Source organism: Piscinibacter sp. (assembly GCF_047600445.1).
Classification (GTDB): domain Bacteria; phylum Pseudomonadota; class Gammaproteobacteria; order Burkholderiales; family Burkholderiaceae_C; genus Piscinibacter.
In genome coordinates, this window is the sequence record NZ_JASGKT010000002.1 from 231,153 (window position 1) to 253,349 (window position 22,197).

Here is a 22,197-nt window from a genome sequence, read left to right on the forward strand (position 1 = left end):
GTCAGGCCGCCTTCGCCGCCAGCCGCGCGCGCAGCGCGGCGAGCACCGGCGCGCTCGCGGGCCGCACGCCGCGCCACACGAGGAAGGCCTCGGCGGCCTGCTCGACCAGCATGCCCAGCCCGTCGCGGCCGCGTGCGCCGTGCGCCTCGGCCCAGGCCAGGAAGCCTTGCGCGGCCGGGCCGTACATCATGTCCAGCGCCAGCGCGCCGGGGGCGAGCACCGCGGCGGCGACCGGCACCGCGTCGCCGTGCAGGCTGGAGGCGCTGGCGTTGATCACCACGTCGAAGCCGCCGCCGGCCTCGTGCGGCAGACGGGCCGCGAGCGCCGCCGCGCCGGCCAGGCCGGCATGGCGCGCCACCAGTTCCTGCGCCCTGGCCAGCGTGCGGTTGGCCACCACCAGCGCCGCCGGCCGCGCTTCGAGCAGCGGCCCGAGCGCGCCGGCCGCCGCGCCGCCGGCGCCGATCAGCAGCACGCGCCTGCCGGCCAGCGCCACGCCGGCGTTGCCCTCGATGTCACGCACCAGGCCGACGCCGTCGGTGTTGTCGGCCAGCCAGCCGCCCTCGGCTTCGGCGTCGAAGCGCAGCGTGTTGGCGGCCTGCGCGCGTTCGGCGCGCGGCGTGCGGCGCGCCGCGAGCGCGAAGGCTTCGAGCTTGAACGGCACGGTGACGTTGCAGCCGCGCACCGCGCCGGCGCCACGCTCGGCGGCGAAGGCGCGGAGGGCGTCCGCGAAGCCATCCAGCGGGCACAGCAGCCGCTCGTAGACCAGCGCCTGCCCGGTCTGGCGCGCGAACTCGGCGTGGATGAAGGGCGACTGGCTGTGCGCCACCGGGTTGCCGGCCAGCGCATAGCGGTCGGGAGGCGTGCCGCCGCTCATTGCGCGCTCAGCGTGGTGGACAGCCCCTCGTCGCGCGTGAACTTGAAGCGCGAGGTGATGACGAGCTGGTCGGCCTTGGCCCGCATCGCCGTGCTGAACGGGCCGAAGGGCGCGGCCGCCCTGACGATCGCCACCGCGCGGCGGTCGAGCACCGTCGAACTCGACGGCCGCACCACCTCGGTTTCGAGCACGCGGCCTTCGGCGTCCACCGTCACGTTCATCACCAGCTCGCCGTAGAGCTTCCTGCCCTGGTGCTCGGGGAAGTTGCGCGTGCCGCGCTCCTCGATCTTGCGGCGAAGCTGGTCGTAGTACAGCGCGTAGACCTCCTCGCGCGTGGCCGGGCTGATGTAGCGCTTCTTCGGCCGCGCGTTCTCTTCGTTGATGCGCTTCTCGATCTCGGCCAGCAGTTCGATCAGGCGGCGACGCTTCTCCTCCAGCGCGCGCTCCTGCGGCGAGCCCTGGTCGCGCTGCGGGTCGGGCGGCGGCAGCAGCGCCAGCTCGCGGCGCATCTGCGCCAGCAACTGCTGCTGCGTCTCCTGCAACTGCTCGACCTGGCGGCGCGCGTCCTCGGTGGAGTCGCCCAGTTCCATCGTCGCCGAAGGCGGCAGCGGCGAGGTGGCGCGGCCGCGCTCGGCCTCGCCGCCGCCTTGCAGGTTGGCCTGCGCGATCGCCGTGGCCACCGAGGGCGCCTCGCCGGAGCGTGAGTTGACGAGGATGACCTCCAGCGGCGTGTCCTGGAACAGGCGGTTGAAGCGGTCCGGGTCGACGAAGCGCACGCCCAGCAGCGCCGCGTGCACCGCCACCGAGAACAGCAGCGCGATCTGCAGCGTCGAGAGCTTGCGCAGCTTCTTCTTCAGCGCCATGTCGGTTCAGCCCGGCTCGGCGGAAGCCGCCTCGGCGGGCGGTTCGCCGTCCACGTCGATCGCCAGCGTCAGCGGTCCGCTCGCCTCGGCGGCTTCCTCGGCTTCGGCCTCGTCCACCGGCGCGTCGTCGGCGGTCGTCGCCGGGTCGTCGATCCGCGCGGCGAGGCTGGCGTGCACGTCCAGCGTCAGCAGGTCGGTGCCGGTGATCTTCACGCGCACGCGCGCGCCGCGCGGCAGGCCTTCGGCGCCCAGCGCGCGGAACACCAGCGGCAGCGTGTCGGCGCGCACCAGGCCGTCTTTCATCACCGCGGCGTCGAGTTCGTCGATGCCGTTCTGCTCGAGGTGGCGCAGCGTCCAGTAGCGCTCGATGGCCGACTGGAAGCCGTTGTATTCGGCGTAGGCGGCGTCGAAGGCCGAGATGATCGAGAACAGCGCCGTGTCCCTGGGCTTGAACGGCGCGGCCAGCGCCGCGGTGCGGCCGTGGCGCGCGCAGGCGATGATCTGCCACTGGTTGACCAGGTCGACGTAGCGGCGCAGCGGCGAGGTGGCCCAGGTGTACTGCGCCACGCCCATGCCGGCGTGCGGCGCGGGCTTGACGCCCATGCGCACCTTCACGCCGGGCGCCAGGCTCATCTGGCTGCGGTAGATGCCGGGCACGCCGCATTCGGCCAGCCAGCCGCCCCAGCGGCTGTTGGCCAGGATCATCGCCTCGGCGACGATCAGGTCGAGCGGCGCGCCGCGCTGGCGCGTCGAGATCAGCACCTGCTCGTGGCCCTGCGGCTCGCCGCCGGCATGGCCGGCGAGGCGGAAGGTGTAGTCGGGGCGGTTGAAGGTCTCGGGCTTGCCGCGCACGACCTCGCGCTGCGCCTTCAGGTGCCGCGCGAGGCGGAAGGCGAAAGCGAGTTCGGCGGCGTGTTCGTAGTCGGCCGGCGCCTGGCCGCTCAGCGAGGCCTCGGTGATGACCTCGTCGAGCCGGTCGTGGCGCAGGTTGGAGACGATGCTCACGCGCTCGAGTTGGGTCTCGCTCGCCTGCACCTCCAGCGTCGCCTCGTCGATGCTCACGTACATCGACACCGCCGGGCAGGCCTGCCCGGCCGTCAGCGTGTAGGCCTGTACCACCTCGTCGGGCAGCATGGTCAGCTTCCAGCCCGGCATGTAGACGGTGGACAGCCGCTCGCGCGCCAGCTTGTCGAGCGGCGAATCGGCGCCGATGGCCAGGCCCGGCGCGGCGATGTGGATGCCGAAGCGCACCGTGCCCGTGCCCAGGCCCTGCACCGACAGCGCATCGTCGATCTCGGTGGTGTGCGAGTCGTCGATCGAGAAGGCCTGCGCGCTGGCCAGCGGCAGCTCTTCCTTGACCGGCGGCGCGGCGAGCGCCGGAAAGCCCGTGCCCTTGGGAAAGTTGTCGAAAAGGAAGCGCTTCCAGTGGAACTGGTAGGGCGAGTCGATCGCGCCGGCGGCCTTCAGCAGTTCCAGCGGCGGCTTCTGCGAGCGCTTCGCGGCCTCGACGACGGCCTTGTACTCGGGCGCGTTCTTGTCCGGCTTGAAGAGGATCTTGTAGAGCTGCTCGCGCACCGGCGCCGGGCACTGGCCGGCCGTGATCTCGCCGGCCCAGGCGTCGATCTGCGCCGCAACCGCCTTCTTGCGCTCGATGCCCAGCAGCGCCGCCTTGACGGTTTCTTCGGGCGCCTTGCGGAAGTTGCCCTTGCCGAGGCGGCGGAAGTAGTGCGGCGCCTCGAACAGGCGGAACAGCGCGGCGGCCTGCTTCTCGACGCCGGCGCCGGCCTCGAAGTAGTCGCGCGCCAGGTCGGCGAAGCCGAATTCCTGCTCGGGCGCGAACTCCCAGGCGAGGTCGAGGTCGATGTCGCGCGCCAGCGTCTGCGCCGAGGCGATCAGCTCGGCCGGCTGCGGCTTGTCGAACTTCAGCAGCACGTTGGCCGATTTCACCTTGACGCGCTTGCCCGACTCCAGCTCGATCTGCATCGAGCTGTCGGCTTCGGTCATCACGCGGCCGGCCTGGAACTTGCCGGCGTCTTCGAACAGGGCATACATAGAGGCGCGATTGTCGCCGGAAGCCGAGTGCCCTGCGCCAGACCATCCAGGACGTTGATCAAGTCCCCATCACAGCCGTCTAGGCCGACGGAATGAGACCTGCGTCCCTGAGATAGCCGCTCGGCCGTGACGCCTCACAGTACAGGCTCAGCTGGTTCTTGGCGCGCGTGATGGCAACGTAGAACAAGTTGCGGTCGTCCGTCGAGTCACCCGAAACAGCGAACTCGCGCGCATTGATGTTTGGCATCAGCACGTGCTCGAATTCGAGTCCTTTAGCCGCTTCGATGCTGGAGAGCACGATGCTCTCCTTCGCCTTGAGGTTTCTCTGCCGAAGCTCGAACGTGTTGAGCGCAAGGAAGTAGTCATGTGCTGTTTCATGGCTGCCCGCCGATGCGAGGAGTCCAGCTATGTTCCCTGTAACCTCCCGAACACGCGCGACCCGCACCAGGGCCTTCGAAGCCAGGTACTGGAGATCGAGTGCGTCGATGACTTTCTTGAGAGCGTCCCTGCCTGTGTGGGATCTTGCCGCCTCGACACCGGTGAGCATGCGCTTGCAGGCTTCGGGCGCCCCCATGCGCTGCACTTGGTTCTCGAAGAACACACGAAGCAGACGCGGATCGTCTGCGATGGCTGTACTGGCCTCCTTTTCCAGCGCCATCTGCTCGTCCCACCCGCTCGGAGCGCGCTCAGGGCCTTTGGCGTCGATCGTTGCGCCAGCGAACAACAACAATGCGCGCAGGACTCGCTCGCGAGTGTCGCGGTCCCCGATGGCCGAGAAGTCATCGGCGGCGTACGCAAGTAACCCTCGCACAAGCAAGATCTCGGGTCGCACAAGATAGGACTCGAAGCCCTCAGTCGTGTAGGCGACATTGGCCGCCAAGAGGCGGTTCTCGATGCCGATGGATTGATGGGGATGTCTTAGCAAGACGGCGAATTCGGATAGCGGGGTCTTCCGATCGAGGCCAACCCGTGCAACGGCTGCGTCGACGATCGCCTGGTCCGATTCAGCAGCATCCTTGCAGCGATATAGCTGTACCTTGGTCTTTCGATCACTTTGAGATGAGTATTTCTTGCTTGAAACGCGCCCTGCTGGCCTCGCCAACGCGGGGCCGAAGCGGAACGAGGCGGTGAGCGGATACGACCTGGTCGGCCCAATCTCCTGCTGGAATACCTCGCCCATGAATCTCGCATCTGCTCCTGCGCGAGCGTGGATGACTTGGTTGCGGTCTCCGACGCCGACGAATGCGCAACGAGGATTCGCCTGGAGCAAGTGCTGCAGCACGGTGAACATTGCTCGGTTCATGTCGTGCATCTCGTCGACCACGATCAGGCGAAGTCCTGTGGCCAGCGCGTGAGAGTCGCCCAACGAAGCGTCGTCGTGTAGGAGACGATGTGCAAGGTCATAGGTGGCATCGCCTTCACCTCTGAACCTGTGCCGGTCCGGATGCCCACCCCGTCGCTCTCGCTCGTAGGCTCGGAAGACCTTGAGCATCGCGTACTCACGGCCGAGGTCGGCAGCCACCGCCGGCGTAATGGTTCTGTCCGCTGTCTCCATGTCCAGTTGAAGTGTTCCCTTCAAATGGAGAAAGTCATCGAGATACTGCTCCACGACAGCATCGCCTGCGCCGGGGATAACGAGTTCATTTGGATAGCGCTCGTCAGCGTTCCCAAGAACCCGCTCGATGGACCTCATGACAAACGGCTTCAGCTTCTCGGCGACCTCGTAGCGAGGGACGGCTGAACCTTCCAGCTTGCTCAGCGCAAACTGACAGAACGCCTCGAACGTGCGGACTCGCAGCTTGCTGCGGGCTGCCGATGGCACTCCAATCCTGCGCAGTGCACGGTTAAGAGCCTCGCAAGCTGGCTCGGTGTATGTCAGCGCGAGCAGGTTATTTGGCGCAGCTCCCCGCGCAATCGCCTGAGCGAGTCGCAGGGCCAGTGTCGTCGTCTTGGCCGCTCCCGCGTTCGCCTCGACGATGACGAACGATTCCCTGGATAGCTGGATCGCCAACTGTTCGTCAGTTGGTGAAATGTCTTTCGGCTGAAAGGCGGTGTCGTTGGACATGAATGTCTTTCAGAACCTCACTGAAGGAGATGTGTCGGGCGGATCAGTAAGTCCGTCCCTTGCGGTACTGAGCATGGACGCGGCGTTGCAGCGTCGTGCTGCGCGAAATCGCCGCGAACGACGCGCCGGCATGCGCATGGCAGATCGCCAAGCCGAGCGCGTCGGCCGCGTCCTTGCCCGGCTCGCCGGGCAGCGCGAGCAGCCGCGCCACCATCGCCTGCACCTGCTCCTTGCGCGCCTGGCCGTGGCCGACCACGGCCTTCTTCATCTGCAAGGCGGTGTACTCGGCCACCGCCAGCTCGGTGCTGACCAGCGCTGCCAGCGCCGCGCCGCGCGCCTGGCCGAGCAGCAGCGTCGATTGCGGGTTGACGTTGACGAACACGATCTCCATCGCCGCGCAATCGGGCGCGTAGCGCGCGGTGACCTCGCGCACGCCGTCGAAGATGATCTTCAGCCGGCCGGGCAGGTCGCCCAGGGCCGCGGCCTCGGTGCGTATCGTGCCGCTGGCCACGTAGCGCAGCCGCGCGCCCTCGGCCTCGATCACGCCGAAGCCGGTGCAGCGCAGGCCGGGGTCGATGCCGAGGATCTTCATGAACGCAGGTTGAAATACCAGCGCACCGCATGGAAGAACACCGGCGCCGCGAAGCACAGCGGCGCCACGCGGTCGAGCAGGCCGACGGCGCCGGTCACCGCCGCCAGCTTGCCGCCCCAACTGCGCACGCCGGCGTCCTTCTTCAGCGCCTGCATCACGAAGGCGCCGAAGCTGCCGGCGCCGCCGGCGATGAAGCCCATCACCAGCGCCGGGATGGGCTTGAACGGCGTGGCCCAGTACAGCGCCGCGCCGACCAGGCCGGCCGCCAGCGCGCCGGCCCACCACGCGCGCCACGAGAACGAGCGGCTGATGGCGCGCGCCACCGGGCGGCGGCGCAGCCGGCGGCCGGCCAGCGCCTGCGCGATCTGCGCGGTGGCGACCACCAGCACGAGGTACAGCACCATGAAGGCGCCGCGCCCCTCGTAGCGCGGCAGGTCGAGCAGCAGCAGCGCCGGCGCGTGGCTCATACCGTAGACGCAGACCATGACGCCCCACTGGATCTTCGCCGTGCGTTCGAGGAAGCGCGTCGGGTCGTTGCCGAAGGCGCTGACCAGCGGGATGGCGAGGAACACGTACACCGGGATGAACACGGTGAACAGGTCGAAGTGCTCGGTGGCGACGATCAGGTACTGCAGCGGCAGCACCGCGAAGAAGGCCAGCAGCAGGCTGCGGTGGTCGCCGCGGCGCGTGTCGGTGAGCGTGACGAACTCGCGCAGCGCGACGAACGAGAGCACGCCGAACAGCAGCGTCGAGACGACCGCGCCGGCGATCCACGCGATCCAGAACAGCACCGCGCCCAGCCACACCGCGCGCAGGTCGCGCACGAAGCGGTCGAAGCGCTCCTGGTCCGGCGGCGTGCGCTCGCGCACCGAGCGCGCCGTCGCGACGACGCTGACGATGGCCAGCAGCCCGAACAGCAGCACGAACAGCAGGCCGATCTGCTGCGTGACGGCGAGGTTGCGCAGCGCGCCCATGTCAGTCGACCTCGCGCAGGGCCATCACAGCCGCGCGCGCGCGTTCGAGGAAGGCGCGCTTGTCCTCGCCCGGCAGCAGTTGCATCGGCGCGCCGAAGGTCACCGAGCACAGGATGGGCACCGGCACCACCTCGCCCTTGGGCATCACGCGCTGCACGTTGTCGATCCAGGCCGGGATCAACTGCACCTCGGGAAAGGCCTCGGCGAGGTGGAACAGCCCGGCCTTGAACGGCGCCGGGTCGGCCGCGAAGCCGCGCGTGCCCTCGGGGAAGATCACCAGCGAGTCGCCGCTGCGCAGCGCGTCCATCAGCGGCTCGAGCGGATCCTCGTCGGCCTGGCGCTGGCGCGAGACGTAGACCGCGTTGAATACCTCGCGCGTGAGCCAGTGCTTGAACTTGCCGGAGGTCCAGTAGTCGCGCGCGGCGATCGGCCGCGTCAGCGTGCGCAGCTCGCGCGGCAGCGCGGCCCAGATCAGCACCCAGTCGAAGTGGCTCTGGTGGTTGGCGAAGTAGATGCGCTGCTCGGCCTTGGGCGGGCTGCCGTACCAGTGGCCTTGCGCGCCGGTGATCAGCCGGGCCAGGGAGGCGAGGAGCAGGCCCGCGAGCTCGGGCAGTTTCATGCGGGGCAGCCGCTCGCGATCAGTGGCGGAAGTGGCGCACGCCGGTCAGCACCATCGCGATGCCGCGCTCGTCGGCCGCCGCGATCACCTCTTCGTCGCGCATCGAGCCGCCGGGCTGGATCACGCAGGCGGCGCCCTGGTCGATCACCACGTCGAGCCCGTCGCGGAACGGGAAGAAGGCATCGCTGGCCACCGCCGAGCCCTTCAGCGACAGCCCGGCGTGGCCGGCCTTGATCGAGGCGATGCGCGCCGAGTCGAGCCGGCTCATCTGCCCCGCGCCCACGCCCAGCGTCATGCCGCCGCCGCAATAGACGATCGCGTTGCTCTTGACGAACTTCGCCACCTTCCAGGCGAACAGCAGGTCGTCGAGCTGCGCCGCGGTGGGCGCGAGTTTCGTGACCACGCGCAGCTCGTCGCGGCCGACGTTGCGGGTGTCGGAGGTCTGCACCAGCAGGCCGCCGCCGACGCGCTTGAAGTCCAGCGCATTGACCGCGCCGCCGGCGGGTACCTCCAGCACGCGCACGTTCTGCTTGGCGGCGAAGATCGTGCGCGCCTCGGGCGTCACGCCCGGCGCGATCAGCACCTCGACGAACTGCTTGTTGGCGCCTATGCGCTGCGCGGTGGCTTGGTCCAGCGGCCGGTTCAGCGCGACGATGCCGCCGAAGGCCGAGGTCGGGTCGGTCTGCCAGGCCTTGCCGTAGGCCTCTTCGAGCGTCGCGCCGACGGCCACGCCGCAGGGGTTGGCGTGCTTGACGATCACGCAGGCCGGCGCCTCGAAGCTGCGCACGCATTCCCAGGCCGCGTCGGCATCGGCGATGTTGTTGTACGACAGCTCCTTGCCCTGCAACTGCGTCGCCGTCGCCAGCGTGCCGGGCGCGGGCTGGCGCTCGCGGTAGAAGGCGGCGCTCTGGTGCGGGTTCTCGCCGTAGCGCAGCGCCTGCGCCTTGACGAAGCCGGCGTTGAACTGGCCGGGGAAGTCGCTGCGCGTGCCGTCGTCCTGCAGCGACGACAGGTAGTTGCCGATCGCCGCGTCGTAGTCGGCGATGCGGTTGAAGGCCGCCACCGACAGCGCGAACCGCGTCTTGCGGCTGATGCCGCCGGCCTTCAGCTCGGCCAGCACGCCCTCGTACTGCGAGGCGTCGGTGAGCACCGCCACGTCCTGCCAGTTCTTGGCCGCCGAGCGCACCATCGCCGGCCCGCCGATGTCGATGTTCTCGATCGCGTCTTCCAGCGTGCAGCCAGGCTTGGCGACGGTGGCCTCGAAGGGATAGAGGTTGACGCACAGGATGTCGATCGTGGCGATGCCGTGATCCTGCAACGCCTTCACGTGCGCCGGCACGTCGCGGCGCGCCAGCAGGCCGCCGTGGATCTTCGGGTGCAGCGTCTTGACGCGGCCGTCGAGCATCTCGGGAAAGCCGGTGTGCTCGGCCACCTCGGTGACCGGCAGGCCCGCCTCGGCCAGCAGCCTGGCGGTGCCGCCGGTGGACAGCAGCGTGACGCCCAGCGCGTGCAGCGCGCGCGCGAAGTCGAGCACGCCGCTCTTGTCGGAAACGGAAATCAGCGCGGTGGTCATGGCGGGCTCTTCTTACTTGATCAGCTTGTGGTCGAGCAGCTTGCGCCGCAGCGTGTTGCGGTTGATGCCCAGCCATTCGGCCGCGCGGCTCTGGTTGCCCTCGGCGTGGTTCATCACCGTCTCGAGCAGCGGCTTCTCGACCACGCGCAGGATCATCTCGTACATGCCGTTCGGCTCGACGCCGCGCAGGTCCTTGAAGTAACCCTCCAGGCTGTCCCGGATGCACTCCTCGATGTGTCTTTTGCTCATGCTGGTCGTGCGAGAAGGTCGTCGTTGGCCGCCCGGCTCGTGGCCGGCAGCCGCGGGTGGATGTCGGCGAGGCGGTCGAAGTAGTCCGCCACCGCGCGCAACTGCGCGGCGCCGTCGTCGATGCGGTTCATCGCGGCGCGGAAGGCCTCGCCGCCGGGCAGGCCGCGCACCGCCCAGCCGATGTGCTTGCGCGCGCTGCGCACGCCGCTGGTTTCGCCGTACAGGCCGAGGTGGTCGTGCAGGTGCTCGACCAGCCAGGCCTTGGCCTGCAGCGTCTCGGGCGCCGGCAGCTCCTGCCCGGTGGCGAGGAAGTGCGCGATCTCGCGGAAGATCCACGGCCGGCCCTGCGCGGCGCGGCCGATCATGATCGCGTCGGCGCCGGTGGCTTCGAGCACGGCGCGCGCCTTTTGCGGCGAGTCGATGTCGCCGTTGGCGACGACGGGGATCGCCACCGCCTTCTTCACCGCGGCGATGGTGTCGTACTCGGCCTGCCCGCCGTAGCCCTGCTCGCGCGTGCGGCCGTGCACCGTCACCATCGCGACGCCGGCGTCTTCGGCCAGGCGCGCCAGGCGCACGGCGTTGCGCTCGCTCTCGCACCAGCCGGTGCGCATCTTCAGCGTCACCGGCACCTCGCGGGGCCGGCACACCGCGACCACCGCGTCGATGATCTGCGCGGCCAGCGCCTCGTCGCGCATCAGCGCCGAGCCGGCCCACTTGCTGCACACCTTCTTGGCCGGGCAGCCCATGTTGATGTCGATGACCTGCGCGCCGCGCGCGACGTTGTAGGCGGCGGCCTCGGCCATCATCGCCGCGTCGGTGCCGGCGATCTGCACCGCGATCGGCTCGCTCTCGCCGGCGTGGTCGGCGCGCCGGCTGGTCTTCAGGCTGCCCCACAGCTCGCGCCGCGAGGTCACCATCTCGCTGACCGCGTAGCCCGCGCCCAGCCGCTTGCACAGCATGCGGAAGGGCCGATCGGTCACCCCGGCCATCGGGGCGGCGAACAGGCGGTTCGCCAGCGTGACGGGGCCGATGCGCATGGGGGATGGAGAAGGGCGGCTGCTGAAAAGAGAGGCAGGAGTATAGCCAGCGCCCCAGGGCCGACCGACTCGATAATCGCCGCGATGGAGGCTTGGCTGCAATCGCTGCTGACGCTGCTCGCGCTGCCCAAGTTCGGGTTGAGCACGGTGTTCGTGGTGGCGCTCGTGTCGGCCACGCTGCTGCCGCTGGGCTCGGAGCCGGCGGTGTTCGGGCTGGTCAAGCTCAATGCCGCGATGTTCTGGCCGGCCATCCTGGTGGCCACCGCGGGCAACACCGTCGGCGGCGCGATCTCCTGGGCGATGGGCTACGGCGCCGAGCGCGCCTACGAGCGCGTGACGCACAAGCAAGCCGAGGCGCGCGCGCTGAAGTGGCTGGAGCGCTTCGGCGCCAAGGCCTGCCTGCTGTCGTGGCTGCCGGTGGTGGGCGATCCGCTGTGCGCGGTGGCCGGCTGGCTGCGTCTTCCGTTCTGGCCTTGCGTGTTCTACATGGCGATCGGCAAGTTCGCGCGTTACCTGGTCTGGACCGCGCTGCTGCTGTGGTGGTTTCCGGGGCAGCTCTGAACGCCTGATCAGGCGCCGCGCGCGGCCAGCGCGACCTCGAGATCGTCGAGCACGTGCTCCAGCTTCTTCACCGCGCGCGCCGACGGCAGCGCCGCCGCGCCGCGCCGCGCCGGGCGGCGCAGCAACGCGCGGTGGGGGTCGGCCAGCACCTCGTCGTCCAGCGTCAGGCCGTGGCGCGCCAGCTTGGCGGCGATGCGCGGCCGCTGCGCGCGCAACTGCTCGCGCGTCTGCCGGTAGGCATGCTCGGCCAGCCAGCGCCGCTGCGAGTAGCCGAAGGTGTTGGCCAGGAACATCTCCGGGTCGCGGTGGTCGGGCTCGAACAGCAGGATGTCGGTCGCCGGGTGGCTGTGCTCGTAGCCCTTCATGCCGAGTTCGAGGCGCGAGTGGATCAGCGTGCGGAAGGTCTGCGACAGCACCACCGGCAGCCCGCCGTCCACCAGCCGCGGGATGCGCTGCTCGCCGCCGCGCAGCACGCGCTCGCGCGGCGCGTGCGCGGCGTCGTAGGGCACCAGCGGGTTCAGGCAGATCAGCAGGTCGAGCCCGTCGTCGAGCAGCACCGAGGCGTGCAGCGTCTTCTTCAGCGCGCCGTCGACGAAGAAGCGCCCGCCGATCTCCACCGGCGGGAACAGCCCGGGCAACGCCGAACTCGCCTGCACCGCCTGCGAGATCGGCACCGCGTCGAAGCCGGGCAGGCCGAAGGGCGCGCTCTCGCCGCTGTCCAGGTCGGTGGCCACCAGCACCAGCTTGCGGCGCAGTTCGCGGAAGTCGTTGCTGCGCCCCGGCTGCGTGAACTGGCGGCGCAACTGCGCTTCCAGTCCGGTGCCGGAGAACACGCCGGTGGGCAGCGCGTGGCCGAGCTGTTCGAGCGTCGCGCTGGCCGAGCGGCGCCGCAGCGTGCCGACCCACAGCGCGCGCGCCGCCACGCCGGGCAGCGCGGCGAGCCGGCGCGCGAATTCGCCCCAGGCCGGGCGCATCAGCAGCGAGGGCTCGAAGATGTCGTGCGCCGCGCCCTCGTTCTCGATGAACGAGGCGCACTGCTCGCGCGGGCTCATGCCGTTGGCCAGCGCCGCGGCGATGAAGCCGCCGGCCGACACGCCGACGTAGGCGTCGCAGTCGGCCAGGTCCAGGCCGGTGATGGCCTCGTCGAGCGCGCACAGCGCGCCCAGTTCGTAGATCGCGCCGAGCGGCCCGCCGCCGGCCAGGGCGATGCCGATGCGCGCTGGTCTCTTCATGCGCGCCAGTCTAGGCCGCGCGGTGCGCGAGAGGGTGGGGCGACTCCTCTAGGCGCGGACGCTGGAGATGGGCATGCTATTCTTCGATAACGCAAATGGATCTTATTCGCATCAAATGATTTATATCAAGTCGCTCAATTTCAGATCGCTCGATTCGCGCGTCGGCCTGCTGGCGCTGTCCTGCGCCGCCGCGCTGCTGGCCGCCTGCGGCGGAGGCGGGGGCGGTGGCGGCGAAGCCAAGGACACCACGCCGCCCACGCTCGAAAGCGCCGCCACGCTCGGCGAGCCGGTGGTGCGGCAGGCGCGCTACACGATCTCGGGCAGCGCCTCGGACGACAAGGCGCTGGCCTCGGTGACGCTGAGCCTGAACGGGCAGACCAAGGCCGCCACGCTCGACGGCACCGCCTTCAGCGTGAGCGCCGACCTGAAGGCCGGCCGCAACAGCTACACGCTGGTCGCGCGCGACGCCGCCGGCAACGAGACCAGCCGCAGCGGCAGCGTCTACCTGGGCCACCGCGTCGCGGGCGGCAACTCGCATTCCGGCGCGATCGTCAACGGCGCGCTCTACACCTGGGGCCGCAACAACTTCGGCCAGACCGGCCTGGGCTTCACCTCGGCCGTGGCCACCGACGCCGCCACCCATCCGGTGGCGCCGGCGCGTGTCGCCACGCCGGCCGCCTTCGTCGCGCTGGCCTTCAACCAGAACCACTCGCTGGCCATCGACGCCGACGGCAAGCTGTGGAGCTGGGGCGACGACACCGACGGCCAGCTCGGCCGCGGCGCCGGCGACCGCGCCTCGTGCGGCAGTTCGACCAACAACTGCCGCCTCGACATCGGGCAGGTCGCCGGCCTGGACGGCGTGGTGGCGGTCTCGGCCGGCTACAGCCACGTGCTGGCGCTGAAGTCCGACGGCAGCGTCTGGGGCTTCGGGCTGAACGACCTGGGCCAGCTCGGCGACGGCAGCAGCACCAACAGCGCAATGCCGGTGCAGGTGGTCTGGGCCAGCGCCGACAGCGCGGTGGTGGGGCGCATCGTGCAGGTGTCGGCGGCGTCCGCTTCTTCCTATGCGCTGGACGACAAGGGCCAGTTGTGGGCCTGGGGCCGCAACCAGTACGCCAACCTGGGCCTGGGCAGCGCCAGCGCGGCCAAGGCGGTGCAGGCCACGCCGGTGCGCGTGCCGATGCCCGAGGGCGTGCGCACCGTCTCGGTGGCCAACGGGCGCGACCACGTGCTCGCGCTGGCCAGCGACGGCAAGGTCTACGCCTGGGGCCTGAACGCCAGCAGCCAGGTCGGCTTCAACGGCGTCGTGCACAAGGGCCAGCCCACCGCCTGGCCCAGCCCGGTGCTCTCGCCGACGCGCCTGCCGTGGACCGACAGCCACGCGGCGGTCGAGGTCTACGGCAACGGCAACACCAGCTACCTGCGCCTGGCCGACGGCAAGGTCTACCCCTGGGGCATGTACGGCCAGAACGAAGGCACCGGCACCGTCTACGCCAACCTGGACGAGCCGGAAGACAAGCTGAGCACGCTGTCGCAGATCGTCGACCTGTCGGTGGGCGCGCTGCACCAGGTGGCGCTGCGCGCGGACGGCCAGGTCTTCACCTGGGGCTGGAGCTTCGAGGGTTCGCTCGGCGGCGGCAGCAGCGCGATCAACACCTGGATGTACAACACGCCGCTGAACCCGCAATTCCCGTCGTGAGCCGGCGGGTCGGATCGGGCCTGCTGCTGGCGGCGCTGGCCGCCTGTGGCGGCAGTGGCGGCGGCGACGGCGGCGAGCCGCCGCGCACCTGGACGCCGGCCGGCGGCAGCGCCACGGTGGCGCTGAACGACGCCGCGCCGTTCATGCAGTTCGCGCCCGGCATCGACGCCAGCGAGATGGCCGGCGTGTCGCAGGGGCGCGAGCTGTTCGTCGCCGAATGGCAGCCCGCACCGGGTCCGCGCACGCTGATCGACGGCCTGGGGCCGCTGTTCAACGCCAACGCCTGCACGTCCTGCCACGTGGCCGACGGCCGCGTGCCGCCGCTGGCCGAAGGCGGCGCGACAACGCCGGGTGTGCTGTTTCGCATCGGCAACGCCGAGGGGCAGGTTCATCCGCTGTACGGCGGCCAGTTGCAGGACCAGGCCACGGCCGGACTGGCCGAGGGCCGCGTCAACTGGTCGCAGGAAGCCGCCGCCGGCGCGCTGACCTACACCGCCACGCTGTTCGGCGAGGTGGGGCTGGAGGGTTTCCACCTCGGCCCGCGCATCGCGCCGCAACTGCTCGGCATGGGGCTGCTGGACCGCGTGAGCGAAGACCACATCCTCGCCGGCGCCGACCCCGACGACCGCGACGGCGACGGCGTCTCGGGCCGCGTGCACTGGGTGAACGAAGACGGCGCGACGCGCGTCGGCCGCTTCGGCTGGAAGGCGATCAACGCCAGCCTGCGCACGCAGAACGCCGGCGCGCTGCACCAGGACATGGGGCTCACCTCGCCGGTGCGGCCCGCCGAGAACTGCACTGCCTTGCAGACTGTGTGCGCCGAGCAGCCCGGCGGCGGCAGCCCGGAGGTGTCGGAGGCCTCGCTGTCGGCGATCGTCGACTTCATGACGGTGCTGGCCGTGCCCGAACGCCGCATCGCCGAGCGGGCCGCGTTCGACCGCGGCGCGGCGCTGTTCGAGCGCGTCGGCTGCGCGGCCTGCCACCGCCCGACGCTGCTCACCGGCGGCGGCGCGCGCTTTCCCGGCCTGTCGGGCCAGACGGTGTATGCCTACACCGACCTGCTGCTGCACGACATGGGCGAGGCGCTCGGCGACGGCGTGAAGGAGGGCGATGCCCAGCCCGCCGAATGGCGCACGCCGCCGCTGTGGGGCATCGGGCTGGTGGAGCGCAAGCCCGGCGCGCGCTTCCTGCACGACGGGCGCGCGGCCAGCCTGCGCGAAGCGATCGGCTGGCACGGCGGCGAAGCGCTGGGAGCGCGCACGCGCTTCCAGGCGCTGGGCGATGCCGATCAGGCGCTGCTGCTGCAGTTCCTGCGCGGCATCTAGAGCGAACTCAGGCCGAGGCCTTCTTCGCCGGGGCGCGCTTGGCGGCGGCCTTCTTGGCGGGCGCAGCCTTCTTCGCCGGCGCGGCGCCGCCGCCCTTGGAGAGCTTGGCCACCTGCGCGCCGAGCGCGTCGATGCGCTTGATCAGCGCGGAGACGTCCTTCGCCGAAGGCACGCCGAGCTTGTTGAGCGCGCGCGCGGTACGCTCCTCGAAGATGGTTTCGAGCTTGTCCCAGTGCTGGCCGGCCTTGGCCTGCACGTCGCCGGCCATGCCGGTCATCTTGCTCGTCACGGCGCCGATCTTCTCCTCGGCGGCGGCCTGCGTCTTGCGCTGCAGCGACAGGCCTTCCTTGACCAGCGCCTCGAACACCTTGCCGCCTTCTTCCTGCGCCTTCGAGAAGGCGCCCATGCCGGCCAGCCAGATCTGCTGCGCCGAATCCTTCACCGACCCGGCCAGCGCGCTGTCGAGCAGGCCGCCCGTGGACGCCGCCTTCTTGTTCGCCATCTGCTTGAGCTTCTTGACCATCTTGTCCGTCCTTTCGGGGTGTGCTGCGTGATGCGGCGCACTATAGGCACGCGCAGTCGAGCGCACAGCCTAAATCTCTAGGGCGCGGGCTCTACGCCGGGGGCCGCTTGGGGTAAGCGCGCAGCGTCGCGCCCGGGCCTTTGGACAAGAATCGGCGCCAATCCCCTTGCCACGAGCTGCCACGAGAACACCCAGGAGGAAAGGCATGCACTACTTCGTCACCGGCGCCACCGGCTTCATCGGCCGCCGCCTCGTCAAGACCCTGCTGGCGCGGCGCGGCGCCGTCGTCCACTTCCTGCTGCGCCACGAATCGGAAGCCAAGGTGCCCGAGCTGCTGGAGTACTGGGGCGTCGGCAAGGCGCGCGCGGTGCCGGTGTTCGGCGACCTGACGAGCAAGAAGCTCGGCGTGGACGCCGACGCGATCAAGGCGCTGAAGGGCCAGGTCGACCACATGTACCACCTCGCCGCCGTCTACGACCTGAAGGCCGACGAGGAATCGCAGGTCAAGGCCAACATCGACGGCACGCGCGCCGCGGTGGAGTTCGCCAAGGCCATCGACGCCAAGCACTTCCACCACGTCTCGTCGATCGCCGCGGCGGGCCTGTACGAAGGCGTGTTCCGCGAGGACATGTTCGACGAGGCCGAGGGCCTGGACCATCCGTACTTCATGACCAAGCACGAGAGCGAGAAGATCGTGCGCAAGGAGTGCAAGGTGCCGTGGACCGTCTACCGCCCGGCGATGGTGGTGGGCGACTCGCGCAGCGGCGAGATGGACAAGATCGACGGCCCGTACTACTTCTTCAAGCTGATCCAGCGCATGCGCCAGATCCTGCCGCCGTGGATGCCCAGCGTCGGGCTGGAGGGCGGGCGCGTCAACATCGTGCCGGTGGACTTCGTCGTCGCCGCGCTCGACCACATCAGCCACCACTTCCACGCCAGCGGCAAGTGCTACCACCTGGTCGACCCGGTGGGCTACCGCGTCGGCGACGTGCTCGACATCTTCTCCAAGGCTGCGCACGCGCCGAAGATGAACCTGTTCGTCAACGCGGCGCTGCTCGGCTTCATCCCGCGCAGCGTGAAGAAGGGCCTGATGGCGCTGGCGCCGGTGCGGCGCGTCTACCGCGCGGTGATGAAGGACCTCGGCCTGCCCGAGGACATGATGACCTTCGTCAACTACCCGACGCGCTTCGACCGCCGCGAGACCGACGCCGCGCTCAAGGGCAGCGGCATCGAGTGCCCGAACCTGCACGACTACGCCTGGCGGCTGTGGGACTACTGGGAGCGCAACCTCGACCCGGCCCTGTTCATCGACCGCAGCCTGAAGGGCACGGTGGCCGGCAAGGTGGTGCTGGTGACCGGCGGCTCCTCGGGCATCGGCCTGGCGGCGGCGTGCAAGTTCGCGCACGCCGGCGCGATCACCATCATCTGCGCGCGCGACGCCGACAAGCTCGCCGAGGCGGTCAAGGAGATCAAGGCCCACGCCGGCAAGGACGCGCAGGTGTACAGCTACAGCGTCGACATCGCCGACGAGGCGGGTTGCGCCGCGTTCGTCGCCGCGCTCAACGAGGAGCACGGCGGCGTCGACTTCCTCATCAACAACGCCGGCCGCTCGATCCGCCGCGCGATCGAGTCGAGCTACGACCGCTTCCACGACTACGAGCGCACGATGCAACTGAACTACTTCGGCTGCCTGCGCGTGACCATGGGGCTGCTGCCCGGCATGGTGGCCAAGAAGAAGGGCCACGTCGTCAACATCAGCTCGATCGGCGTGCTGACCAACGCGCCGCGCTTCTCGGCCTACGTGGCGAGCAAGGCGGCGCTCGACGCCTGGACGCGCTGCGCTTCCAGCGAGTACGCCGACCTCGGCATCACCTTCACGACCATCAACATGCCGCTGGTGCGCACGCCGATGATCGCGCCGACCAAGATCTACAACAACGTGCCGACGCTCAGCCCCGAGGAGGCCGCCGACATGATCGCGCAGGCCTGCATCGACAAGCCGGTGCGCATCGCCACGCGCCTGGGCCAGTTCGGCCAGGTGCTGCATGCGCTGGCGCCGCGCGTGGCGCAGATCGTGATGAACACCAGCTTCCGCATGTTCCCCGACAGCGACGCCGCCAAGGGCGAGAAGGGCGGCAAGCCGCAGCTCAGCGCCGAGGCGGTGGCGTTGCAGCAGATGATGCGGGGGATTCACTTCTAGGCACGAAATCCGTTCGCCCTGAGCTTGTCGAAGGGCCCGGCGCTGCATCTCGGCCGGGCTTCGACAGGCTCGGCCCGAACGGATCTCTTCAGCGCCCCTCGCGCATATCGGCCAGCAGCCGCTGCATCAGCGCGAAATAGCGGTCGTAGAACTGCCCGGCGGGAATCGTCTCGGAGCCGACCTTGACGAGCGACTCCTCGCTCGACGACAGCGGCACCGAGATCGAGCCGAGCGCGCCCACGCCCAGGCTGGTGTTGTTGGCGGACTTCTTGATCACGTAGCGGTCCTGCAGCGCCGAGACGTAGGCGGTGGACAGCGTGCCGCCCGCGCCCTCGGGCACGCACACCACGGTGAAGCTGATCTCCATGTGCACCTCGCCCTGGGGCTGGAAGCGCTTGCTGCCGTTGACCGCATCGGCGCGCGCGGCGGTGATCACGTAGCCCTGGCTGAGCAGCGCGCGGCGCGCGGCCTCGCAGGTGTCGCCCACGCCGGCGTCGAACAGGCGGGAGTAGGTTTCGTCGGGCTGGAAGCGCTCCTGCTGGTAGACCGAGTGCGGGGCGCGGCCGGCCGCGCCGGGCTGCCAGGCGCAGCCGGCGAGCGCGGCCAAGGCCGCGGCGGCCAGCGCCGCGCGCCGCTTCATGCCCAGCATTCCTCGCGCTCCCATGACGGGGCGGATTATCCGGGGCGGCGCAAAGTTCCCCGGCCGGCGCGCGCCTACATACAATTTGCCGCACCGCATCAAGCCTCCGAAAGGCCCGTCCATGAGCGCCAGCCCGATTGCCGACCACGACCTGAAGCACGTCAGCTCGCGCGACAAGGCCGAAATCCTGGCGCAGGCGCTGCCCTACATCCGCAAGTTCCACGGCAAGACCATCGTCATCAAGTACGGCGGCAACGCGATGACCGACCCGGCCCTGCAGCAGGACTTCGCCGAGGACGTGGTGCTGCTCAAGCTGGTGGGCATGAACCCGGTGGTGGTGCACGGCGGCGGCCCGCAGATCGAGGACGCGCTGGCCAAGCTCGGCAAGAAGGGCACCTTCATCCAGGGCATGCGCGTCACCGACGCCGAGACCATGGAAGTGGTCGAGTGGGTGCTGGCCGGCCAGGTGCAGCAGGACATCGTCGGCCTGATCAACGTGGCCGGCGGCAAGGCGGTGGGGCTCACCGGCCGCGACGGCGGGCTGATCCGCGCGCGCAAGCTGAAGATGCTCGACCAGAAGGACCCGAGCATCGAGCACGACGTCGGCCAGGTCGGCGAGATCGAGTCGATCGACCCGGCGCTGGTCAAGGCCTTGCAGGACGACCAGTTCATCCCGGTGATCTCGCCGCTGGGCTTCGGCAAGGACAACGAGAACTACAACATCAACGCCGACGTCGTGGCTGGCAAGCTCGCCGAGGTGCTGAAGGCCGAGAAGCTGATGATGCTGACCAACACGCCGGGCGTGCTCGACAAGAGCGGCAAGCTGCTGACCAACCTCAGCGCGCGCGAGATCGACGAGCTGTTCGCCGACGGCACCATCAGCGGCGGCATGCTGCCCAAGATCGGCTCGGCGCTGGACGCGGCGAAGAACGGCGTCAACACCGTGCACATCATCGACGGCCGCGTGCCGCACGCGATGCTGCTGGAGGTGCTGACGGACCAGGCCTATGGCACGATGATCAGATCCCATTGAAGACGCGCGAACGGGTCTGGCTGTTCGACCTAGACAACACGCTGCACGACGCCAGCCACGCGGCCTTCGGCGCGACCAATCGCGCGATGACCGAGTACATCGTCGAGCACCTCGGCCTCGAGTTCGACGCCGCTTCGGCGCTGCGCCAGCACTACTGGCACCACTACGGCGCCACGCTGCTCGGCCTGGTGCGCCACCACGGCGTGCGCGCGGCGCACTTCCTCGAGCAGACGCACCGCCTGCCCGGGCTGGAGGCGGCGCTGCGCACCAGCGCGCACGACCGCGCCGCGCTCGCGCGGCTGCGCGGCCGCAAGTTCATCCTCACCAATGCGCCGCGCCACTACGCGCTGCGCGTGCTCGACGGGCTGCGCCTGACGCGGCTGTTCGACGGCATCCTGTGCATCGAGGACATGCGCATGTTCGGCCAGCACCGGCCCAAGCCCGATGCGCGCATGTTCCGCCACGTCGCCGCGCGGCTGAAGGTCGCGCCCTCGCGCTGCGTGCTGGTGGAGGACACGCTGGCGCACCAGAAGTCGGCGCACGCGCTGGGCATGCGCACGGTGTGGATGCGGCGCTACCTCGACGGAAAGTTCAAGGGGACTTTGCGTGATGGAATCAACGCGGGGCGTCGCGAGGCGAAAGTTGGTGTTCACCCTTGCCACATGCCTCCATACGTGTATGCCAGAATCTTTTCGCTGAAGACGTTGCATACGCTGCGATGAGCCACACCGACCCCTCCGCGTCAGACTTTCCCGTCGACAACGGCGCGCCCGATGGGGCCTCCGGCGGTGAAGCATCGCCTCCGGCCGGCGCGGCCGCGCCGGTGCGCAAGCGCCCCAAGCCGGGCGAGCGCCGCATCCAGATCCTGCAGACGCTCGCCGCGATGCTCGAGCAGCCCGGCGCCGAGCGCATCACCACCGCCGCGCTGGCCGCGCGGCTCGAGGTCAGCGAAGCCGCGCTGTACCGCCACTTCGCCAGCAAGGCGCAGATGTTCGAGGGCCTGATCGAGTTCATCGAAAGCTCGATCTTCACGCTGGTCAACCAGATCGGCGAACGCGAGGGCGACGCGCCGACGCAGGTGCGCAAGGTGCTCACCGTGCTGCTGCAGTTCGGCGAGAAGAACCCCGGCATGACGCGCGTGATGGTCGGCGACGCGCTGGTGTTCGAGAACGACCGGCTGCTGGCGCGCATGAACCAGTTCTTCGACCGCATCGAATCGCAGTTGCGCCAGAGCCTGCGCGCCGCCGCCGAGGCGGCCGGCTCGGCCACGCCGACGGTCGACGCGAACGCGCAGGCCTCGGTGCTGACGGCCTTCGCGGTGGGGCGGCTGCAGCGCTACGCGCGCTCGGGCTTCAAGCGCAACCCGACCGAGCACCTCGACGCGGCGCTCGCGCTGCTGGTCGGCTGACGTTCCACGCCGCTTCGCCGTGGTCACGATCGAGGTGGCCGGACGCCCGCTTGGGCTGCTGCCGCAGAAGGCGGCGCTGCTGCCCGATTCGCGCACGCTGCTGATCGCCGATGCGCACATCGGCAAGGCCGCCAGCTTTCGCGCGCTGGGCGTGCCGGTGCCGCGCGGCACCACCAGCGAAACCCTGGCGGCGTTGAGCGAGCTGGTCGCGCGCCACGAGGCGCGGCGCATCGTCTTCCTCGGCGACTTCCTGCACGCGCGCGCCGCGCATGCCGGCGCCACGCTGGCCGCGCTGGCGCGCTGGCGCGAGGCCCACGCCGCGCTGGCGCTGGTGCTGGTGCGCGGCAACCACGACGACCGCGCCGGCGACCCGCCGGCCTCGCTCGGTTTCGAGGTCGTCGACGAGCCGCTGCGCGACGGCGCGCTCGCGCTGTGCCACCACCCCGCGCCGCGGGACGATGCCTACGTGATCGCCGGCCACCTGCACCCCTGCGTGTCGCTGCGCGGCCGCGCGCACGAGCGGCTGCGCCTGCCGTGTTTCCACGTCGGGCCGCGCGTCGCGGTGCTGCCGGCCTTCGGTAGCTTCACCGGCATGCACGCGCTGCGGCGCGGCGAGGGCGAGCGCGTCTTCGCGGTGGCCGGCGACGACGCGCTGTACGAGGTGCCCGCGTAAACTCG

21 protein-coding genes are annotated in these 22,197 nt (G+C 70.1%); 8 read left to right on the plus strand and 13 right to left on the minus strand.

Annotation, left to right across the window (positions count from 1 at the left end; genetic code table 11):
• Position 1: 1 nt before the first annotated feature.
• The 10 genes from aroE to dusB form a co-directional block, all read right to left on the minus strand.
• A complete protein-coding gene (gene aroE, locus QM792_RS05095) occupies positions 2-874 on the minus strand; it encodes a shikimate dehydrogenase (RefSeq protein ID WP_415148190.1) in 873 nt (290 codons plus the stop codon).
• The gene (locus tag QM792_RS05100) at positions 871-1,737 is read right to left on the minus strand and encodes an energy transducer TonB (RefSeq protein WP_415148191.1); all 867 of its coding nucleotides are present in this window, start codon (positions 1,735-1,737) and stop codon (positions 871-873) included. The genes aroE and QM792_RS05100 overlap by 4 nt, the downstream gene beginning before the upstream one ends.
• A 6-nt stretch (positions 1,738-1,743) precedes the next feature.
• Positions 1,744-3,789 carry a ribonuclease catalytic domain-containing protein gene (locus QM792_RS05105; protein ID WP_415148193.1) on the minus strand — a complete coding sequence of 682 codons (2,046 nt, stop codon included), beginning with the start codon at positions 3,787-3,789 and terminating at the stop codon, positions 1,744-1,746.
• 79 nt (positions 3,790-3,868) lie between these two features.
• Positions 3,869-5,854, minus strand: a complete 1,986-nt coding sequence (locus QM792_RS05110) for a UvrD-helicase domain-containing protein (protein WP_415148195.1) — start codon at positions 5,852-5,854, stop codon at positions 3,869-3,871.
• Positions 5,855-5,897: 43 nt separating this feature from the next.
• Positions 5,898-6,446 carry a crossover junction endodeoxyribonuclease RuvC gene (gene ruvC, locus QM792_RS05115; protein ID WP_415148197.1) on the minus strand — a complete coding sequence of 183 codons (549 nt, stop codon included), beginning with the start codon at positions 6,444-6,446 and terminating at the stop codon, positions 5,898-5,900.
• Complete coding sequence (locus QM792_RS05120; RefSeq protein WP_415148198.1) at positions 6,443-7,420, minus strand: phosphatidate cytidylyltransferase; 978 nt, start codon at positions 7,418-7,420, stop codon at positions 6,443-6,445. The genes ruvC and QM792_RS05120 overlap by 4 nt, the downstream gene beginning before the upstream one ends.
• Before the next feature lies 1 nt (position 7,421).
• Positions 7,422-8,039, minus strand: a complete 618-nt coding sequence (locus tag QM792_RS05125; protein ID WP_415148199.1) for a lysophospholipid acyltransferase family protein — start codon at positions 8,037-8,039, stop codon at positions 7,422-7,424.
• 19 nt (positions 8,040-8,058) lie between these two features.
• Positions 8,059-9,612 carry a bifunctional phosphoribosylaminoimidazolecarboxamide formyltransferase/IMP cyclohydrolase gene (purH, locus tag QM792_RS05130; RefSeq protein WP_415148201.1) on the minus strand — a complete coding sequence of 518 codons (1,554 nt, stop codon included), beginning with the start codon at positions 9,610-9,612 and terminating at the stop codon, positions 8,059-8,061.
• Between the two features lie 12 nt (positions 9,613-9,624).
• Positions 9,625-9,861, minus strand: a complete 237-nt coding sequence (locus QM792_RS05135) for a Fis family transcriptional regulator (RefSeq protein ID WP_415148203.1) — start codon at positions 9,859-9,861, stop codon at positions 9,625-9,627.
• Positions 9,858-10,898, minus strand: a complete 1,041-nt coding sequence (gene dusB / locus QM792_RS05140; RefSeq protein ID WP_415148205.1) for a tRNA dihydrouridine synthase DusB — start codon at positions 10,896-10,898, stop codon at positions 9,858-9,860. Before dusB ends, QM792_RS05135 begins: the two co-directional genes overlap by 4 nt.
• An 84-nt stretch (positions 10,899-10,982) precedes the next feature.
• Between dusB and QM792_RS05145 the strand changes: the two genes are divergently transcribed.
• Positions 10,983-11,459: a YqaA family protein gene (locus tag QM792_RS05145; RefSeq protein WP_415148206.1), complete on the plus strand. Its 477-nt coding sequence runs from the start codon at positions 10,983-10,985 to the stop codon at positions 11,457-11,459.
• 8 nt (positions 11,460-11,467) lie between these two features.
• Here the strand turns inward: QM792_RS05145 and QM792_RS05150 are convergent, their stop codons facing one another.
• Positions 11,468-12,691: a patatin-like phospholipase family protein gene (locus QM792_RS05150; RefSeq protein ID WP_415148207.1), complete on the minus strand. Its 1,224-nt coding sequence runs from the start codon at positions 12,689-12,691 to the stop codon at positions 11,468-11,470.
• Between the two features lie 115 nt (positions 12,692-12,806).
• Between QM792_RS05150 and QM792_RS05155 the strand changes: the two genes are divergently transcribed.
• Positions 12,807-14,390 (plus strand): hypothetical protein, encoded by a 1,584-nt coding sequence (locus tag QM792_RS05155; RefSeq protein WP_415148209.1) that lies wholly within the window; start codon positions 12,807-12,809, stop codon positions 14,388-14,390.
• Positions 14,387-15,715 (plus strand): di-heme oxidoredictase family protein, encoded by a 1,329-nt coding sequence (locus tag QM792_RS05160; RefSeq protein WP_415148210.1) that lies wholly within the window; start codon positions 14,387-14,389, stop codon positions 15,713-15,715. The genes QM792_RS05155 and QM792_RS05160 overlap by 4 nt, the downstream gene beginning before the upstream one ends.
• 7 nt (positions 15,716-15,722) lie before the next feature.
• Here the strand turns inward: QM792_RS05160 and QM792_RS05165 are convergent, their stop codons facing one another.
• A complete protein-coding gene (locus tag QM792_RS05165; RefSeq protein WP_415148211.1) occupies positions 15,723-16,238 on the minus strand; it encodes a phasin family protein in 516 nt (171 codons plus the stop codon).
• Positions 16,239-16,443: 205 nt separating this feature from the next.
• Between QM792_RS05165 and QM792_RS05170 the strand changes: the two genes are divergently transcribed.
• Complete coding sequence (locus tag QM792_RS05170; protein WP_415148213.1) at positions 16,444-18,438, plus strand: SDR family oxidoreductase; 1,995 nt, start codon at positions 16,444-16,446, stop codon at positions 18,436-18,438.
• Positions 18,439-18,526: 88 nt separating this feature from the next.
• On the opposite strand, the gene QM792_RS05175 is transcribed toward QM792_RS05170, so the two are convergent.
• On the minus strand, positions 18,527-19,078 hold the full coding sequence (locus tag QM792_RS05175) for a DUF2242 domain-containing protein (RefSeq protein WP_415148214.1): 552 nt from the start codon (positions 19,076-19,078) through the stop codon (positions 18,527-18,529).
• Between the two features lie 121 nt (positions 19,079-19,199).
• Here QM792_RS05175 and argB point away from each other — a divergent pair, with 121 nt between their 5' ends.
• Genes argB through pdeM form a run of 4 tightly spaced genes read left to right on the plus strand, consistent with a single transcriptional unit; the run spans position 19,200 to position 22,192 of the window.
• Positions 19,200-20,111 (plus strand): acetylglutamate kinase, encoded by a 912-nt coding sequence (argB, locus tag QM792_RS05180; protein WP_415148215.1) that lies wholly within the window; start codon positions 19,200-19,202, stop codon positions 20,109-20,111.
• Positions 20,108-20,833 carry a pyrimidine 5'-nucleotidase gene (locus tag QM792_RS05185; RefSeq protein ID WP_415148217.1) on the plus strand — a complete coding sequence of 242 codons (726 nt, stop codon included), beginning with the start codon at positions 20,108-20,110 and terminating at the stop codon, positions 20,831-20,833. The genes argB and QM792_RS05185 overlap by 4 nt, the downstream gene beginning before the upstream one ends.
• Entirely contained in the window at positions 20,830-21,519 is a 690-nt protein-coding gene (gene slmA / locus QM792_RS05190; RefSeq protein WP_415148218.1) for a nucleoid occlusion factor SlmA, read from the plus strand. The genes QM792_RS05185 and slmA overlap by 4 nt, the downstream gene beginning before the upstream one ends.
• A 19-nt stretch (positions 21,520-21,538) precedes the next feature.
• Positions 21,539-22,192 (plus strand): ligase-associated DNA damage response endonuclease PdeM, encoded by a 654-nt coding sequence (gene pdeM, locus QM792_RS05195; RefSeq protein ID WP_415148220.1) that lies wholly within the window; start codon positions 21,539-21,541, stop codon positions 22,190-22,192.
• The last annotated feature ends 5 nt before the right edge of the window (positions 22,193-22,197 follow it).

Bases quoted from the DNA above. Each gene is read 5' to 3' on its own strand.
- aroE (WP_415148190.1), bottom strand. From the start codon at position 874: ATGAGCGGCGGCACGCCTCCCGACCGCTATGCGCTGGCCGGCAACCCG.
- QM792_RS05100 (WP_415148191.1), bottom strand. From the start codon at position 1,737: ATGGCGCTGAAGAAGAAGCTGCGCAAGCTCTCGACGCTGCAGATCGCG.
- QM792_RS05105 (WP_415148193.1), bottom strand. From the start codon at position 3,789: ATGTATGCCCTGTTCGAAGACGCCGGCAAGTTCCAGGCCGGCCGCGTG.
- QM792_RS05110 (WP_415148195.1), bottom strand. From the start codon at position 5,854: ATGTCCAACGACACCGCCTTTCAGCCGAAAGACATTTCACCAACTGAC.
- ruvC (WP_415148197.1), bottom strand. From the start codon at position 6,446: ATGAAGATCCTCGGCATCGACCCCGGCCTGCGCTGCACCGGCTTCGGC.
- QM792_RS05120 (WP_415148198.1), bottom strand. From the start codon at position 7,420: ATGGGCGCGCTGCGCAACCTCGCCGTCACGCAGCAGATCGGCCTGCTG.
- QM792_RS05125 (WP_415148199.1), bottom strand. From the start codon at position 8,039: ATGAAACTGCCCGAGCTCGCGGGCCTGCTCCTCGCCTCCCTGGCCCGG.
- purH (WP_415148201.1), bottom strand. From the start codon at position 9,612: ATGACCACCGCGCTGATTTCCGTTTCCGACAAGAGCGGCGTGCTCGAC.
- QM792_RS05135 (WP_415148203.1), bottom strand. From the start codon at position 9,861: ATGAGCAAAAGACACATCGAGGAGTGCATCCGGGACAGCCTGGAGGGT.
- dusB (WP_415148205.1), bottom strand. From the start codon at position 10,898: ATGCGCATCGGCCCCGTCACGCTGGCGAACCGCCTGTTCGCCGCCCCG.
- QM792_RS05145 (WP_415148206.1), top strand. From the start codon at position 10,983: ATGGAGGCTTGGCTGCAATCGCTGCTGACGCTGCTCGCGCTGCCCAAG.
- QM792_RS05150 (WP_415148207.1), bottom strand. From the start codon at position 12,691: ATGAAGAGACCAGCGCGCATCGGCATCGCCCTGGCCGGCGGCGGGCCG.
- QM792_RS05155 (WP_415148209.1), top strand. From the start codon at position 12,807: ATGATTTATATCAAGTCGCTCAATTTCAGATCGCTCGATTCGCGCGTC.
- QM792_RS05165 (WP_415148211.1), bottom strand. From the start codon at position 16,238: ATGGTCAAGAAGCTCAAGCAGATGGCGAACAAGAAGGCGGCGTCCACG.
- QM792_RS05170 (WP_415148213.1), top strand. From the start codon at position 16,444: ATGCACTACTTCGTCACCGGCGCCACCGGCTTCATCGGCCGCCGCCTC.
- QM792_RS05175 (WP_415148214.1), bottom strand. From the start codon at position 19,078: ATGAAGCGGCGCGCGGCGCTGGCCGCCGCGGCCTTGGCCGCGCTCGCC.
- argB (WP_415148215.1), top strand. From the start codon at position 19,200: ATGAGCGCCAGCCCGATTGCCGACCACGACCTGAAGCACGTCAGCTCG.
- slmA (WP_415148218.1), top strand. From the start codon at position 20,830: ATGAGCCACACCGACCCCTCCGCGTCAGACTTTCCCGTCGACAACGGC.